This is a genomic window from Pseudidiomarina taiwanensis, assembly GCF_003987435.1.
Classification (GTDB): domain Bacteria; phylum Pseudomonadota; class Gammaproteobacteria; order Enterobacterales; family Alteromonadaceae; genus Pseudidiomarina; species Pseudidiomarina taiwanensis.
The window spans coordinates 294,764-309,926 of record NZ_PIQG01000001.1 but is presented as its reverse complement, the minus strand read 5'-3'; the positions used below and the strand labels follow the sequence as shown (position 1 = coordinate 309,926).

General features: G+C 50.8%; 13 protein-coding genes. 2 read left to right on the top strand and 11 right to left on the bottom strand.

The features are described 5' to 3' along the window. Positions 1–3: 3 nt before the first annotated feature. A complete protein-coding gene (kynU, locus tag CWI83_RS01480; protein WP_126824737.1) occupies positions 4–1,260 on the top strand; it encodes a kynureninase in 1,257 nt (418 codons plus the stop codon). Here kynU and prpF read toward each other — a convergent pair. From prpF to CWI83_RS01445, 7 genes are all read right to left on the bottom strand, one after another. Further along, entirely contained in the window at positions 1,257–2,435 is a 1,179-nt protein-coding gene (gene prpF, locus CWI83_RS01475; RefSeq protein WP_126824734.1) for a 2-methylaconitate cis-trans isomerase PrpF, read from the bottom strand. The two genes, kynU and prpF, sit on opposite strands and share 4 nt — an antisense overlap. Before the next feature lie 12 nt (positions 2,436–2,447). After that, complete coding sequence (gene acnD, locus CWI83_RS01470; RefSeq protein WP_126826003.1) at positions 2,448–5,045, bottom strand: Fe/S-dependent 2-methylisocitrate dehydratase AcnD; 2,598 nt, start codon at positions 5,043–5,045, stop codon at positions 2,448–2,450. 25 nt (positions 5,046–5,070) lie between these two features. Continuing rightward, on the bottom strand, positions 5,071–6,195 hold the full coding sequence (gene prpC / locus CWI83_RS01465; RefSeq protein ID WP_126824731.1) for a bifunctional 2-methylcitrate synthase/citrate synthase: 1,125 nt from the start codon (positions 6,193–6,195) through the stop codon (positions 5,071–5,073). A 30-nt stretch (positions 6,196–6,225) separates the two neighbouring features. Then, positions 6,226–7,104, bottom strand: a complete 879-nt coding sequence (gene prpB, locus CWI83_RS01460; RefSeq protein ID WP_126824729.1) for a methylisocitrate lyase — start codon at positions 7,102–7,104, stop codon at positions 6,226–6,228. Between the two features lies 1 nt (position 7,105). After that, positions 7,106–7,783 (bottom strand): GntR family transcriptional regulator, encoded by a 678-nt coding sequence (locus tag CWI83_RS01455; protein ID WP_126824726.1) that lies wholly within the window; start codon positions 7,781–7,783, stop codon positions 7,106–7,108. An 89-nt stretch (positions 7,784–7,872) separates the two neighbouring features. Continuing rightward, positions 7,873–8,727 carry a universal stress protein gene (locus CWI83_RS01450; RefSeq protein WP_126824724.1) on the bottom strand — a complete coding sequence of 285 codons (855 nt, stop codon included), beginning with the start codon at positions 8,725–8,727 and terminating at the stop codon, positions 7,873–7,875. Between the two features lie 13 nt (positions 8,728–8,740). Next, the gene (locus tag CWI83_RS01445) at positions 8,741–10,231 is read right to left on the bottom strand and encodes a SulP family inorganic anion transporter (protein WP_126824721.1); all 1,491 of its coding nucleotides are present in this window, start codon (positions 10,229–10,231) and stop codon (positions 8,741–8,743) included. Positions 10,232–10,416: 185 nt separating this feature from the next. On the opposite strand from CWI83_RS01445, the gene CWI83_RS01440 reads away from it, so the two are divergent. After that, positions 10,417–11,019 carry a YceI family protein gene (locus tag CWI83_RS01440; RefSeq protein ID WP_126824718.1) on the top strand — a complete coding sequence of 201 codons (603 nt, stop codon included), beginning with the start codon at positions 10,417–10,419 and terminating at the stop codon, positions 11,017–11,019. Positions 11,020–11,035: 16 nt separating this feature from the next. On the opposite strand, the gene CWI83_RS01435 is transcribed toward CWI83_RS01440, so the two are convergent. From CWI83_RS01435 to hemH, 4 genes are read right to left on the bottom strand one after another with little or no spacing between them, the layout of a single operon-like run. Then, positions 11,036–12,391: an MBL fold metallo-hydrolase RNA specificity domain-containing protein gene (locus CWI83_RS01435; RefSeq protein WP_126824715.1), complete on the bottom strand. Its 1,356-nt coding sequence runs from the start codon at positions 12,389–12,391 to the stop codon at positions 11,036–11,038. Positions 12,392–12,413: 22 nt separating this feature from the next. Continuing rightward, complete coding sequence (locus CWI83_RS01430; protein ID WP_126824712.1) at positions 12,414–13,871, bottom strand: phospholipase D family protein; 1,458 nt, start codon at positions 13,869–13,871, stop codon at positions 12,414–12,416. Next, the gene (locus CWI83_RS01425) at positions 13,855–14,079 is read right to left on the bottom strand and encodes a hypothetical protein (RefSeq protein WP_126824709.1); all 225 of its coding nucleotides are present in this window, start codon (positions 14,077–14,079) and stop codon (positions 13,855–13,857) included. Before CWI83_RS01425 ends, CWI83_RS01430 begins: the two co-directional genes overlap by 17 nt. Next, positions 14,057–15,154, bottom strand: a complete 1,098-nt coding sequence (gene hemH / locus CWI83_RS01420; protein WP_126824706.1) for a ferrochelatase — start codon at positions 15,152–15,154, stop codon at positions 14,057–14,059. The genes CWI83_RS01425 and hemH overlap by 23 nt, the downstream gene beginning before the upstream one ends. Positions 15,155–15,163 lie beyond the last annotated feature (9 nt).

Below are 15,163 nucleotides of genomic sequence, written 5' to 3'. Positions count from 1 at the left end.
CTCATGAGCTTACGTCAACGCGCCAAAGAACTTGATGCCGCCGATCCGCTGGCGCATTTGCGCACGCAGTTTGCCATCCCCGCAGGCAAGGTCTATCTCGATGGGAACTCGCTTGGGCCCCTGGCCCATCCTGTGCGGGAGCGGATGCAGCAGGTTTTAGCTGAGCAATGGGGCGAAGACTTAATCGAAAGCTGGAACAAGCATAGCTGGATTGATCTCCCGCAACGCAGTGCCGCCCGCTTAGCACACTTACTCGGGACGCAAGCAGATCAAGTGCTCTGCTGTGATTCAATCTCGGTCAACTTATTTAAGGTCCTTACCAGTGCCCTTGAATTACAACACCGCACTGAGCCTACGCGTAATGTGGTGTTGTCGACGCAAGATAACTTCCCCACTGATTTATATATGGTGCAAGGTGTCAGTGAATTCCTAGGGCAGCATGCTTGTCAGTTACAGTTAGTGGAAGAAGAGCAGTTGCTTGCAAGCTTATCGGAAGAGATTGCCGTTGTGCTTGTGACTGAGGTGAATTTTCGCAGTGGCCGCCGCCTTGATATCGAAAAACTCTGCCAGCACGCCCATCAGTTGGGTATTTTAGTGATTGTTGATTTGGCCCATAGCGCCGGCTCCGTCGCCGTTGAACTGGAACGCTGGCAAGTGGATTTTGCGGTGGGCTGTACCTATAAATATTTAAATGGCGGACCCGGTGCGCCGGCATTTTTATATTGCGCCAAACGTCATCTTGAGCAAAACCTTAAGCAACCTTTGCAAGGTTGGATGGGCCATGCCGAGCCCTTTGCATTCACTCCGGACTACGTTCCAGCTGAGGGGATCCAGCGATTTTTAAGTGGTACCCCAAGTATTTTGGCGATGACCGCTGTCGATGCGGCACTCGACTTGTTTGCCGGGGTTGATATGCAACAGCTACATCAAAAAGCACTCGCTGTTGCAGATTTTTTTGCTGAAGCCCTCGAAAACAGTCGCTGGGCAACTGAATTTACCCGGCTTACACCAACTCAGCATAGTGAACGCGGCTCGCAGTTGTCGTACTCTCATCCACACGCGTATGCGATCTGCCAAGCCTTGATTGCGCGTGGCGTGATCGCTGATTTTCGTGCGCCGAGTTACTTGCGGCTTGGGTTTACCCCGCTTTATCTTGGCTTTGAGGATATCGTGAACGCATTTGAAGCATTAGATCAGGTGCTCAGCAATGCCGAGCACCTAGATCCAAAATGGCAAAAGTTACAAGGAAAAGTAACTTAGAAGCAGTCGCCTGGGACGCGTACCCAGCCTTCCATTAAGACCCGCGCGCTGCGGCTCATAATGGCTTTATCGACACTCCAACCTTGCGCGCTGTGGCTTGCCTCAGCGCCCACTCGGAGTGTTCCCGAAGGGTGTCCAAAGCGAATAAACTTACGTTCACCGCCACCTGCAGCTTGGTTCACCACAGTCCCAGGAACAACCCCTGCTGCGGCAATAGCCACCGCGGCGGTGCCCATCATGGCATGGTGAAGCTTGCCCATTGAGAGTGCTCGAACCACTAAATCTATGTCGTTTGACATGACTTCTTTGTCGCTTGACGCAGCATAGCTCTGCGCAGGGCCAACAAAGGCAATTTTCGGAGTATGTTGACGGCTTTGCGCTTGTTCGATTGAATCAATCAACCCCATTTGCACCGCGCCATAGGCCCGAATAGTCTCGAACATGGCAAGGGTTTCAGGGTTTTCATTAATCACAGGTTGTAACTCAGTTCCATTAAAACCAAGCGCTTCCGCCCATAAGAAAATGGTTGGAATACCTGCGTTAATAAAGGTCGCCTCAAATTCGCCAATGCCCGGTACAGTCAAGGTATCGACGACATTGCCGGTCGGGAACATGCTACCCGTGTCGCCAGCTGGGTCAACAAACTCAACTTGTACTTCAGCAGCAGGAAAGGTCACCCCGTCGAGTTCAAAATCACCCGTTTCTTGCACTTCGCCGTTGCTCATCGGCACCCGCGCAATGATGGTTTTTTCGATATTCGCCTGCCAGATCCGAACCGTCGCAATACCATTTTCAGGCAAGCGCGCTGGGTCGACCAGACCATTACTAATCGCAAACGAACCAACTGCTGCCGTTAAATTGCCGCAGTTGCCGCTCCAATCAATAAAGGGCTTATCAATTGAGACTTGGCCAAACAAGTAATCGACATCATGATCGGGTCGCTCACTGGCGGACAGAATCACTGTTTTACTTGTGCTCGAGGTCGCTCCGCCCATACCATCGGTATGCTTACCGTATGGATCAGGGCTGCCGATCACCCGCAATAATAAATTATCGCGCGCACTACCGGGCTGCTGTGCCGCAGCCGGTAAGTCGCTCAATTTGAAAAACACGCCCTTTGAAGTTCCGCCACGCATATAGGTGGCGGGGACTTTAATTTGCGGAACATGTTGCATAACAGCGACTCCTTAAGCCGTTTCAGACGCTTCTAAGAAGTCTTGTGCGAAGCGTTGCAACACGCCACCGGCACTGTAAATTGAGACTTCTTCATACGTATCGAGACGACATTTCACCGGTACCTCAAGGGTTTCACCAGCGTGGCGATGAATCACTAGAGTCAAAGTAGCACCTGGTGCTGGTTCACCTTTGACATCAAAGGTTTCAGTACCGTCAATCGCAAGAGTCTTGCGCGTTGTGCCCGGCTCAAATTCAAGTGGCAATACGCCCATTCCAATCAAATTGGTCCGGTGAATGCGCTCGAATCCTTCGGCAACAATTACTTCAACACCGGCAAGGCGCACACCTTTTGCGGCCCAGTCACGGGATGAACCCTGACCATAATCCGCACCTGCGACAATGATCAATGGCTGCTTGCGCTCCATGTAGGTTTCAATCGCTTCCCACATGCGCGTCACTTTGCCCTCTGGCTCAATCCGAGCAAGCGAGCCCTGCACTACATTGCCCTGCTCATCCGTAACCATTTCGTTAAACAGTTTCGGGTTAGCAAAGGTTGCCCGCTGCGCCGTTAAATGGTCACCGCGGTGGGTTGCATACGAGTTGAAATCTTCCTCTGGCACGCCCATTTTAGCGAGGTATTCACCGGCAGCACTGTCCGCCATAATCGCATTTGACGGCGATAAATGGTCGGTGGTGATGTTATCTCCAAGTACCGCCAATGGACGCATCCCTTGCATGGTTCGTTCAGCCGCTAAAGCGCCTTCCCAATAAGGTGGACGGCGAATATAGGTACTCATCTCGCGCCACTGATAGAGCGGATCGATGCTGTCGCCATAATCGACGTTCAAGCTAAACATCGGGTCGTAGACCTTGCGGAATTGGTCTGGCTTCACAGCAGATTTTACAATCGCATCGATTTCTTCATCACTTGGCCAGATATCTTTCAAGGTCACCGGATTGCCTTCGCTATCAAACCCAAGCGGATCTTTTTCGATATCGAAGCGAATCGTACCGGCAATCGCATAGGCGACAACTAGCGGCGGTGAGGCCAAGAAAGCTTGTTTCGCGTAAGGGTGAATCCGACCATCGAAGTTACGGTTACCCGATAACACTGCAGTCGCATACAAGTCACGATCGATAATTTCTTGCTGGATCTTCGGATCCAAGGCGCCACTCATTCCGTTACAGGTAGTACATGCAAAGGCCACTACACCAAACCCAAGCTGCTCAAGCTCTGGCAGTAAGTTGGCTTCTTCAAGGTACATCTTGACGGTTTTTGAGCCCGGCGCCAGTGAGGTTTTCACCCATGGCTTGCGCGTTAGCCCAAGTTTATTGGCATTGCGCGCAATCAAGCCTGCCGCAATCATATTGCGTGGGTTACTGGTGTTGGTACAACTGGTAATCGCAGCGATGATACAGGCACCATCTGGCATCAAACCTTCTTGTTGCTCATATGCTCCAGCAATACCCCGGCTGGCCAAATCTTTGGCTGGCAACAAGGCATGTGGATTTGATGGTCCGGCTAAGTTGCGCTCCACTTGACTCAAATCAAACTTGAGCACCCGCTCATATTCCGCATCCACCATGCTATCAGCCCATAATCCAGTGGCTTTAGCAAAGGTTTCAACGAGCTCAACTTGGTCATCATCACGACCCGTAAGCTTGAGATAATCGATGGTTTGGCCATCGATATAGAACATGGCAGCAGTCGCACCGTATTCAGGTGTCATGTTTGAGATGGTTGCGCGATCGCCCACGGTCAGTGCATTTGCACCTTCACCGAAGAACTCAAGATAAGCACCTACCACACGTTCACGGCGCAAGAATTCAGTCAATGCCAAGACCAAATCAGTCCCGGTAATGCCTGGGCGCAGTTTACCGGTAAGCTCAACCCCAACGATATCAGGTAGCCGCATGTAAGATGCGCGACCAAGCATCACGCTCTCGGCTTCTAAACCACCTACACCCACTGAAATAACCCCTAAGGCATCAACCATTGGGGTATGGCTGTCGGTTCCGACACAGGTATCGACAAAGGCTACCCCGTCTTTCACCTGCACCACAGGTGACATTTTCTCGAGGTTGATCTGGTGCATGATGCCGTTGCCTGGCGGGATCACATCGACGTTTTTAAAAGCCGTTTTAGTCCAGTTAATAAAATGGAAACGGTCATCGTTACGACGATCTTCAATCGCGCGGTTTTTCTCAAAGGCATCTTTTTCAAAACCAGCGTGTTCAACCGCAAGTGAGTGGTCCACGATTAACTGAGTTGGCACCACAGGGTTGACTTTGGCAGGGTCACCGCCTTTGGCCGCGATGGCGTCACGTAAGCCGGCCAAATCGACCAAAGCGGTCTGGCCTAAAATGTCGTGACACACCACCCGGGCCGGAAACCAAGGGAAGTCATGCTCACGCTTGCGATAGATAATTTGCTCGAGCGACTGGCGTAAGTGTTCTGGCTCACACCGGCGCACGAGGTTTTCAGCCAATACCTTCGAGGTATATGGCAGTTTGTCATAGGCTCCCGGTTCAATTGCTTCAACTGCTGCACGGGTATCATAGTGCAGCAGTGAAGTTCCCGGCAGCTGTGTACGATATTCAGAGTTCATCATTACACTCCTGCCCTAGGGGCGATTAGCGGTCTGCAAGTGCGGGTACTGGACGCGCCTCTGGACCTGTGTATTCTGCGCTTGGGCGAATGATACGGTTATTCGCGCGTTGCTCTTTCACGTGCGCTGTCCAACCTGTTACCCGTGACATCACGAAGATTGGGGTGAACAATTTAGTTGGAATACCCATAAAGTGATACGCCGACGCATGGAAGAAGTCCGCATTTGGGAACAGTTTCTTCTCACGCCACATCACTTCTTCACAACGTACTGAGACATCATACAAACGGGTATCACCGTATTCTGCAGCAAGCTTCTCAGACCAAGCTTTAATGATGTTGTTACGTGGATCAGACTCACGATAAATGGCGTGGCCAAAGCCCATGATCTTGTCTTTGCGTGCCAGCATCTCCATCAGCGTTTCTTCCGCATGCTCAGGTGACTGCAAACCTTCGATCAATTCCATCGCCGCTTCGTTGGCACCACCGTGAAGTGGTCCACGCAATGAACCAATCGCACCGGTCACACACGAGTGAATGTCCGACAAGGTCGAGGCACACACGCGCGCAGTGAAGGTTGAAGCATTAAATTCATGCTCTGCGTACAAAATCAAAGAAGTATTCATCACTGCGGTATGCAGCTCGCTTGGTGCTTTGTCATGCAACAAATGCAAGAAATGCGCGCCAACTGAATCGTCATCGGTTTCAGTTTCGATACGCACGCCGTCGTGGCTGAAACGGTACCAATACAACAAAATGCTTGGGAATACCGCAATCATCCGCTCGATCGCTTTATCCGCATCAGCAAAGCTAAGCTCTGGCTCGAGATTTCCGAGCATTGAACAACCGGTGCGCATGACATCCATCGGATGTGCATCAGCTGGAATGCGCTCAAGCACGTCTTTTAACGCACTTGGTAAGCCACGCATGCCTTTTAAACGTGCTTTGTAATCTGCTAACTGGCTAGCGTTTGGCAGCTCGCCGTGCGCAAGTAAATAAGCGACTTCTTCAAAGGTTACTTTTTCAGCAAGTTCAGCAATATCGTAGCCGTAATAGGTTAAACCACTTCCTGTTTTACCGACTGTACAAAGTGCTGTTTGACCTGCTACTTGTCCGCGCAAACCTGCGCCACCTAATGCTTTATCGACCATTTCTAACTCCTTAAAATTAATTGCAATCGCTTATTTTTTGAACAGCGCGTCGAGTTTTTCTTCAAACGCGTGGTAATTCAGGTAATCGTAGAGTTCGGCGCGGGTTTGCATGATATCCACCACTTGCTTTTGGTCACCCTCAGCAAGGATGCTCTCATAGACATTCACCGCAGCTTTATTCATTGCGCGGAATGCACTCAGTGGGTACAACACCATTTCGACCCCAACCTCAGCCAGCTCAGCTTTATTGAATAAAGGCGTTTGACCGAATTCAGTAATATTAGCCAATACTGGAACATTTAGCGCATCAGTGAAAGCTTGATACTGTTCAAGGGTGTGTACAGCTTCTGCGAAAATCGCATCGGCACCCGCTTCAACACAGGCTTGTGCGCGCTCAATTGCAGCTTCAAGACCTTGCTGTTGCAATGCGTCGGTACGCGCCATAATCACAAACTGATCATCGATACGCGCATCAACAGCCGCTTTGACGCGATCAACCATTTCTACTTGGCTAACGATTTCTTTGTTAGGACGATGACCGCAGCGCTTTTGCGCAACCTGGTCTTCGATATGGAAACCTGCTGCACCCGCTCGGGTCATCTCTTTCACTGTGCGCGCAATGTTAAATGCGCCACCCCAACCGGTATCGGCATCGACCAAAAGTGGCAAGCTGCTCGCGGCAGTAATCCGCCGGATATCTTCACAGACATCGTTCAACGAGGTCATGCCTAAGTCCGGTAAACCAAATGAGGCATTGGCAACGCCTGCACCTGATAAATAAATCGCTTTATGGCCAATGCGCTCGGCCATCATCGCCGTGTAAGCATTGATGGTTCCGACGATTTGCAGTGGTTTTTCATTGGCTATGGCTTGGCGAAATTTCGCACCAGCGCTCTCAATTTGGTTCATATTAACCTCTCATTTGTTGCAATTTGATTTCGATGTTCTTGCGGGATGCGCCAATGTGCCGGCGCATCAATAAGTCAGCGAGCTCGCCATCACGATTGGCGATCGCCTGCATAATGGCTTTGTGCTCATCAAATGCGCGCGATACCCGCGGACCGTTCATCCCGAGTTGCACCCGATACATGCGCACTAAATAATACAGCTCATCGCAGAGCATATTGATAAGATACGGATTCTTACTGCCGAGTATGATGCGATAGTGAAAATCGACATCTCCAGCCTCTTGATAGTAGCTTTCACCTTCGCGGACCCGTTGGGTCGATAAGTGTTGGTCTAGCAGCCCTTGCAGCTCGTTGATTTCGTCTTCCGGCATGTGCTCTGCGGCCAAACGACAGGCCAGCCCTTCGAGCTCCTCACGAATTTGATATAAGCTCACCAGCCCCTCTAACGATAGCGTCACCACGCGCGCACCGGCATTTGGAATCCGCTCAATCAAGTGACAGCGCTCTAGCCGCGCCAACGCTTCGCGCAGTGGCGCGCGACTTACCGCAAAACGGCGGGCGAGTTCAGGTTCAGATATTTTACTGCCTGGGAGGATATCGCCTTCCACAATCGCGCGCTGGATCTCGTGCAATAGCCGATCCGCTGAGGTTTGGCGTTTTTCGAGGGGTAAAGTCGACATTCTGACTCCATGCACACCTGCAAGAATGTCGACATATTACGGCATTTATACGATCAAATCAATTAGACTTCGGTCTAATTGTCGACAATCTACCGCAAAACCAGTACTGGCGTAACAGATTTGCGCAGCATGTGCGTGGTGGTGCTGCCCAACAAGAATTGGCGTAAGCGTGAATGCCCGTAGGCTCCCATGACCAGCATATCCAAGCCAGCTTCGGCCTGATAACCATGTAAAGTGGGTTCCACCTCGCCTGCTAATACTTTAGTGACCACTTCATGGCCTGCTTCAGCGAGCACCTTAGCCGCCGCGTGCAGCTGCTGCTGCAACTCTTGCGTTGGGTTTGAACTGACTGCCACGACATGAATAGGCAAGCCCAGAAACAGTGGACTTTGGGCCACCATGGCAATGCCTTTTTGGGCGGTTTCGCTGCCATCAAATGCGAATAACACGCTGGTCGGCTCTTGATATTCAAGTGCAGTCAATAACACCGGTTTGCTGGCGGTACGAATAACCGTCTCGATATGAGTCCCCAGCAATTCAGGCTTCTCGCTGGTTTGCTCACCATGAAGGCCTAGCACAATAAGCCGTGTGTCGGCTTGTAAGGCTGCCACCGATTCAGCTAAATCACCGTGCCGTTGACGCCATTGCACCTGTTCAACGCCAGCTGCTAAGGCGTGTTGCTGAGCCGCTTCAAGCATATGCTCACCATGTTGAAGTGCGATTTTAGCGCGCTCATGATCAAGTTTTGCAAGCTCTTCAAGTAAGTGTTCGCGACTACCAAGTCCAATATTACCGCTGGCATCGGTCGCCACGGGGTAACTGCGCTCATCGAGTACATGCAAAAAAGTAAGCGGTGCAGTTAAACGACGCGCTGCCCATACCCCATATTGGCGGACCGCATCGCTTGCTGCTGAACCATCGATACAAGTAATAATCTGTGTCATGTTAGCGCTCCTGTTAATGGTTCTCGATTAAGCGGTCAATGGCATCGGGCTTATCATGCACACCAAAGCGATCGACGATCGTGCTGCTGGCTTCATTTAACCCTAACACTTCAACCTCTGCACCCTCACGGCGTAGTTTGATCACCACTTTATCGAGTGCCCCAACTGCGGTGATATCCCAGAAATGCGCACGACTGAGATCAATCACCACATGGCTAACCGCCTCTTTGAAATCAAATGCGGCGATGAATTTGTCAGCAGAGCTAAAAAACACCTGACCAATCACAGTGTAGGTACGAACTTTGCCATCTTGACTTAAGCTCGACTGCACATCCATGTAGTGACCAATTTTATTCGCAAAGAACACCGCAGCAAGCAGTACGCCAACCCCCACGCCTAGTGCGAGGTTATGGGTTGCAACCACTACAATCACTGTGCTTAACATAACGATATTGGTCGACAAGGGATGCTTGCGCAGGTTGCGAATGGAATCCCAACTGAAGGTCCCAATTGAGACCATAATCATCACTGCAACCAGAGCTGCCATTGGGATCTGCTTGAGCCAATCATCGAGCAGCAAAATTAAGATCATTAAAAACGTTCCGGCCACAAAAGTCGACAGCCGGGTGCGACCGCCTGATTTTACGTTGATCACGGATTGTCCAATCATCGCACAACCGGCCATTCCACCGAATAAACCCGCGCCAATATTGGCAAGCCCTTGGCCTTTACACTCGCGATTTTTATCCGATGAGGTATCGGTTAAATCATCGACAATCGTCGCGGTCATCAGACTCTCGAGCAAACCCACAGCGGCAAGACCAAGGCTATAAGGTAAAACAATTTGCAGTGTTTCAAGGTTAAGCGGAACATCCGGCCACAAAAACACCGGTAACGTGTCCGGCAGTTGTCCCATATCCCCTACTGTGCGGATATCGATTTGAAACACAATCGCGACAATGGTTAAGCCGATAATGCACACCAAGGGGGATGGAATCACTTTGCCAAGCACCGGCACATAGGGGAATAAGTAAATAATCCCGAGGCCTGCAGCGGTCATCGCATAGACATGCCACGAGACATCGGTTAGTTCCGGCAACTGCGCCATGAAAATCAAAATGGCTAAGGCGTTAACAAAGCCCGTTACCACCGAGCGCGAGACAAAGCGCATCAGCTCGCCGAGCTTTAAATAACCTGCGATGATCTGAATCACCCCGGTGAGCAAAGTGGCCACCAATAAGTATTGCAGCCCATGCTCTTTAACCAAGGTCACCATCAACAGTGCCATAGCACCCGTCGCCGCAGAAATCATGCCAGGCCGGCCACCCACAAAAGCGATGATCACGGCAATACAAAACGAAGCATATAGACCGACTTTCGGGTCAACTCCGGCGATAATCGAAAAAGCAATGGCCTCAGGAACTAATGCCAGCGCCACGACTAAACCGGCGAGCACATCTGCGCGTATATTTGAGAACCACTGCTGCTGAATGTTTTTCCACATAAAGGTATAACCTAGGCTTTGTTAAAGCGTTCAGGAAGGATAAAAGGCATCGGTTTTAGAGCCGCGCATACTACCTTAAAGCAGGCATTCAGGCAAATTACGGCCTGATTTGAACGGCTTATTTAAAGCCGATTTTGTGCTAGCATGCGCAAATCATCAGATTAATCGAGAGGAGTCATACTGTGATGGGAAAAACCAAACTTACTGCGCTTATCGGCACTGCTGTGATGTTAACAAGTCTAACCTTTACCGGTGCGGCTGCGGCAAGCACTTGGCAGCTCAATAGCGATCAGGCCGAGTTACGCTTTGCATCGGTTAAAAACAAAACCATTGCAGAAATCCATCGCTTTACCGAGTTAAACGGACAAATTACCGATGGCCAAGTGCAGATCGCAATTGCCCTCAGCTCGCTTGATACACAAATCCCGATCCGCAACGAGCGGATGCAGCAGCACTTGTTTAACGCCGCCGAATTCCCGCTGATTGAAGCGGCAGGACAAGTACCTATGGCAGAAGTCCAGACGCTTCGCATTGGCCAAACATTGGCTTTGAACATTCCCCTCAGCTTAACCATTCGTGATATCACCAAGTCAGTCAGTGCCGAAGTCATGGTCACACGTTTAAGCGCAAATCAGCTCAGTGCCGCGACGACCGCCCCAATTATGGTCCGTGCTACCGACTTTGACTTAGTCGATGGCATTGAGAAACTCCGTAACATTGCGGGTTTAAGCGAAATCGACTACGTCGTACCCGTAACCTTCTCAGTCAGTTTCTCGCAGGCCAACTAAGCCTTTTCGCTGCGCGCTACAGATGCAGCACTTGCATATGCCCAGCAATCTCTACCTCAAACGGAAAGTTCTGTTTGAGGTAGTCTGACTGGGCCTCAAGGGCATCGGGCTCACCGTGAACTAGCACAACTTTGGTATTCGCCGATAATTCAGACTGGCGCAGCCAATCACCAATTTCTTGATAGTCTGCGTGCCCTGATAAGCCCTCCAACTGATGAATTTGCGCGCGCACTTGTAACCACTCACCGTGCACTTTGATGCGCTCAACGCCATTAATCAGCTTAGCACCGCGGGTGCCGCCAGCTTGATGCCCTGAAAACAACACAGTACTGCGATGGTCGGCGAGCCAGTGCTTAAAATGATGCAAGATACGACCACCGGTCGCCATCCCACTTCCAGCAATAATAATATGCGGTCCAGTTTGCTTGGCGATCGCTTTCGATTGCTCCACATCGCGGGTAAATTGCACCCGCTGCTCTGCGCGGGCAAAATCTGCTTCGGTCAGTTTCAAATAGTGATTGCAGTTGTGATACACCGCCGAGGTTGAAATCGCCATTGGGCTATCAAGAAAGATCGGTAACGGCGGGATCTCGCCAGCATCCATGAGCGTGCTCAACATATATTGCAAGACTTGCGCCCGCCCCACAGCAAAGCTTGGAATCAAAAGCGCTCCGCCGCGTTGTGCCGTGTCATTGACAACTTGTTTCAGCTCTTGCCAAGGATCGTGTTCACCATGAAGCCGATCACCATAGGTTGACTCAAGTAACAACACATCGACATCGGGTAACGGCTTTGGCGGCTGCATCATGAGGTCGTCAGGACGGCCGACATCGCCACTAAAGCCAATAGTCTTGCCCTGATGGCTGGCGATAACAGAGCCGGCTCCTAAAATGTGACCGACCGGCTGGATCCGAAACTGAATATCACCAATCTCAAACTCCTGCTCAAACTCAACCGGCTCAAGCAAAGTGCACGCTGCTTCTGCGGTTGCTTCATCATAAAGGGGTTCGGGATTTTTATGTTTGCCGATACCATGGCGTTTATAAAACTTGGCATCTTCTTCTTGGATTTTGCCAGAATCAGGCCACAAGATACGGCACAAACCTGCTGTACCTGAATGGGTGAACACCCGCCCCCGAAAGCCCTGCTTGTATAGCGCTGGGATAAAGCCTGAGTGATCGAGGTGAGCATGGGTCAACACAATCGCATCGACATGGTTGATGCCAAGTGGCAAAGGTTGCCAATTACGCTGTCGCAGCCACTTATAGCCTTGAAACAGGCCACAATCGACCAATACTCGGGTGCGATCGGTTTCGAGCAAATACTTTGACCCCGTCACCGTTTCTGCCCCACCTAAAAAGACTAAACGCATGGCAAGCTCCTTTTCAACGTCGTCACAACATCCAATCGATTGGTAACCACGATAACACTCGTGATGCCATTCGTCGCCATATACTTGCGCCCGGTTCGCGTAAATGAATACGTTCTTGGCGGCCAATACGCTCGCGCCAAATCAGCCGCTGATTGGCGATATCAAGCTGGTAGGCATAATTAGGGACCACCTCGTTGAAGGCGTTTTGAATGGTCTTGGCAAAGTGCTGACTATCAATCACAAAACCGAGCTCGGTATTCAGTTGGGTCGAGCGTGGATCAAAATTAAACGAGCCAAGAAACACCCGCGCACCATCGACCACAAAGGTTTTTGCATGCAGGCTCGAGGCAAACGTACCGAGCCGCTCTTTGGCATTGAGTTTTTTCCGGCGCGCGCGTTTTTCTTGCTTGCGGGCCAGCGGTGACAAACGCTGTAGTTCGAATATTTTAACCCCAGCCTCAAGCAAGCGTTTGCGCCATTTCGCATAACCGGCATGCACCACCGCAACGTCCGTGGCCTCAAGTGAGTTGGTTAATAAGGTAATGGCGACACCATTACGAGCTAATTTAACTAATTCAGCAAAACCCGAGCGGGTTGGCACAAAATAGGGTGAGACAATCAAAAACTCAGACTTTGGCAAGCCGATGCTTTGTTGTAACTGATGCGCCAACAAATGCTGTTGTTCATAGACCCCATGGCCCTTACTCGGTGAATCAACCACAAGTTCCGCGTCAGTCCAGTGTAAATCAAGTTGTTGGGTGCGAAATTCTTGCCAAAACGGATCATCGGTTAACGCCTTGAGATAATCTTGGGTAAAAGGATGCTCGCGCAATCCCTGCGCGCGCTTGGCCAGCATAGATAAACGCAGCGATTTCGACTGATCCAATAAGTGTTCGACGGACACCGCGCTGGCGCTCTCCCAATAGGCATCAAAAGCCGCTTGCGTGGCATCCACTACAGGCCCTAATAGCAGCGCATCCAAGTCTGCGAAGAGTCGCGCATCGGTCGCACCAAAATACTCATCGCCAATGTTCCGCCCTCCGCTAATCAAGACTTTCCCATCAACCAACCAGGCTTTGTTGTGCATACGCCGGTTGAGTCGGGAAAAATCGAGGAAATAATTGATAAATCGCGGCCAGCGAATGCGCAGTGCATTAAACAGTTTCACTTCAATATTGGGGTGCCGCGCAAGGCTAATCAATAAAGCATCAAGCCCTGCCGTATTGAAGTCGTCGAGTAAAATTCGGACCTTTACGCCGCGTTCGGCAGCCGCATGAACGGCTTCAAATAAGAAGGTTCCGGTGCGATCCGCACGCCATAGATAATATTGCAAATCAAGTGTTTGCTGCGCTTGCTCGGCAAGATGCAAGCGCGCAACAAACGCATGTTGAGCCTGAGTCAGCGGTAAAACACCGGTTTTGCCGGGATGAGCAGCAAGCGCCGCCGCAACTTGCTGGGCGAGATTAGCTGTTGTCGTCATGCGGCTCTGAGTCGCATTGCTCGCTATCGTCAGGCTCTGAGCTTAAACTAGGTCGACACAGTCGACATTCGCCTGCATCTCCCGTCGCAACGGACGATTCAACATAGCGTAATTTATGCCGCGCTCGACCACGATTGGTCGACACCTGAAACTGGCGCTCGCGCGCTTCAGTGGTTTGCTCTTGCTCAGGCTTGTCCTGTTCCGCCATCTGGGTCACCTAACTCCTTTGCACGCTGCGCTCGCTCAGCTTCATCGTGAGCAAGACGCCAGCCTGATAATTCGTTTGTGACTAAAGTATAGAGCAAATCTACGTGATCGTCTTGCGCATTTAATGCAGGAATATAGTGATAGTCTTGACCGCCCGCTTCCATAAAGTACTCGCGGTTCTCTTCGCCAATCTCTTCGATGGTTTCAAGGCAATCTGAAGAAAAGCCCGGACAAACCACATGCACCGATTTGACGCCCTGCTCAGGTAAGCCTTTTAAGGTTTCATCGGTGTAGGGTTGTAACCACTCTTCACGGCCAAAGCGTGACTGAAACGTGGTCATATACTGGCTTTTGTCCAAGCCCAGCTCAGCCGCGATCAAGCGTGACGTTTTGTGGCATTCACAGTGATAAGGGTCCCCCTTGTGCAGGTACTTAAGCGGCACCCCGTGATAGGACAAAATCAATTTATCTGGCTGACCATGCTGCTGCCAGAATTGACGGATGCGTTCAGCAACCGTTTTGATAAATTGCGGATGGTCATGGTAGTGCGTAATAAAGCGAAAATCAGGCAACCAACGGCGCGTTTTAAAATCATCAGCGATCGCATCAAAGGTCGAGCCTGTGGTTGCAGCGGAATATTGCGGATAAAGCGGTAACACCACCAATTTACGTGCTCCAGCATCGAACAGATCCTGCAAGCCTGAAGCAATCGAGGGGTTGCCGTAGCGCATAGCAAACGCGACTTCGACATCCTCACCGTAACTTTGCTGCAACCGCGCTTTCAGCCCTGCGGCTTGGTCCGCAGTATGGTACAACAAGGGCGACCCTCGTTCAGTCCAAACGGTTCGATATGCGGCCGCAGAACGGCGCGGACGGATGCGCAAAATGATCAGGTTTAAAATCATCCACCAGATCAGGCGTGGCACTTCCACCACGCGAGGATCCGACAAAAATTGCCGAAGATAAGTACGAAGTTTCGGTGTGGTCGGTGCATCAGGGGTCCCTAGATTGGTGATCAAAACCCCGAGTTTATCTTTTTGACCATGGCTAAACTTTGGACTGCCTTTATATTTCATACATACACC

Bases quoted from the DNA above. Each gene is read 5' to 3' on its own strand.
- kynU (WP_126824737.1), top strand. From the start codon at position 4: ATGAGCTTACGTCAACGCGCCAAAGAACTTGATGCCGCCGATCCGCTG.
- prpF (WP_126824734.1), bottom strand. From the start codon at position 2,435: ATGCAACATGTTCCGCAAATTAAAGTCCCCGCCACCTATATGCGTGGC.
- acnD (WP_126826003.1), bottom strand. From the start codon at position 5,045: ATGAACTCTGAATATCGTACACAGCTGCCGGGAACTTCACTGCTGCAC.
- prpC (WP_126824731.1), bottom strand. From the start codon at position 6,195: ATGGTCGATAAAGCATTAGGTGGCGCAGGTTTGCGCGGACAAGTAGCA.
- prpB (WP_126824729.1), bottom strand. From the start codon at position 7,104: ATGAACCAAATTGAGAGCGCTGGTGCGAAATTTCGCCAAGCCATAGCC.
- CWI83_RS01455 (WP_126824726.1), bottom strand. From the start codon at position 7,783: ATGTCGACTTTACCCCTCGAAAAACGCCAAACCTCAGCGGATCGGCTA.
- CWI83_RS01450 (WP_126824724.1), bottom strand. From the start codon at position 8,727: ATGACACAGATTATTACTTGTATCGATGGTTCAGCAGCAAGCGATGCG.
- CWI83_RS01445 (WP_126824721.1), bottom strand. From the start codon at position 10,231: ATGTGGAAAAACATTCAGCAGCAGTGGTTCTCAAATATACGCGCAGAT.
- CWI83_RS01440 (WP_126824718.1), top strand. From the start codon at position 10,417: ATGGGAAAAACCAAACTTACTGCGCTTATCGGCACTGCTGTGATGTTA.
- CWI83_RS01435 (WP_126824715.1), bottom strand. From the start codon at position 12,391: ATGCGTTTAGTCTTTTTAGGTGGGGCAGAAACGGTGACGGGGTCAAAG.
- CWI83_RS01430 (WP_126824712.1), bottom strand. From the start codon at position 13,871: ATGACGACAACAGCTAATCTCGCCCAGCAAGTTGCGGCGGCGCTTGCT.
- CWI83_RS01425 (WP_126824709.1), bottom strand. From the start codon at position 14,079: ATGGCGGAACAGGACAAGCCTGAGCAAGAGCAAACCACTGAAGCGCGC.
- hemH (WP_126824706.1), bottom strand. From the start codon at position 15,154: ATGAAATATAAAGGCAGTCCAAAGTTTAGCCATGGTCAAAAAGATAAA.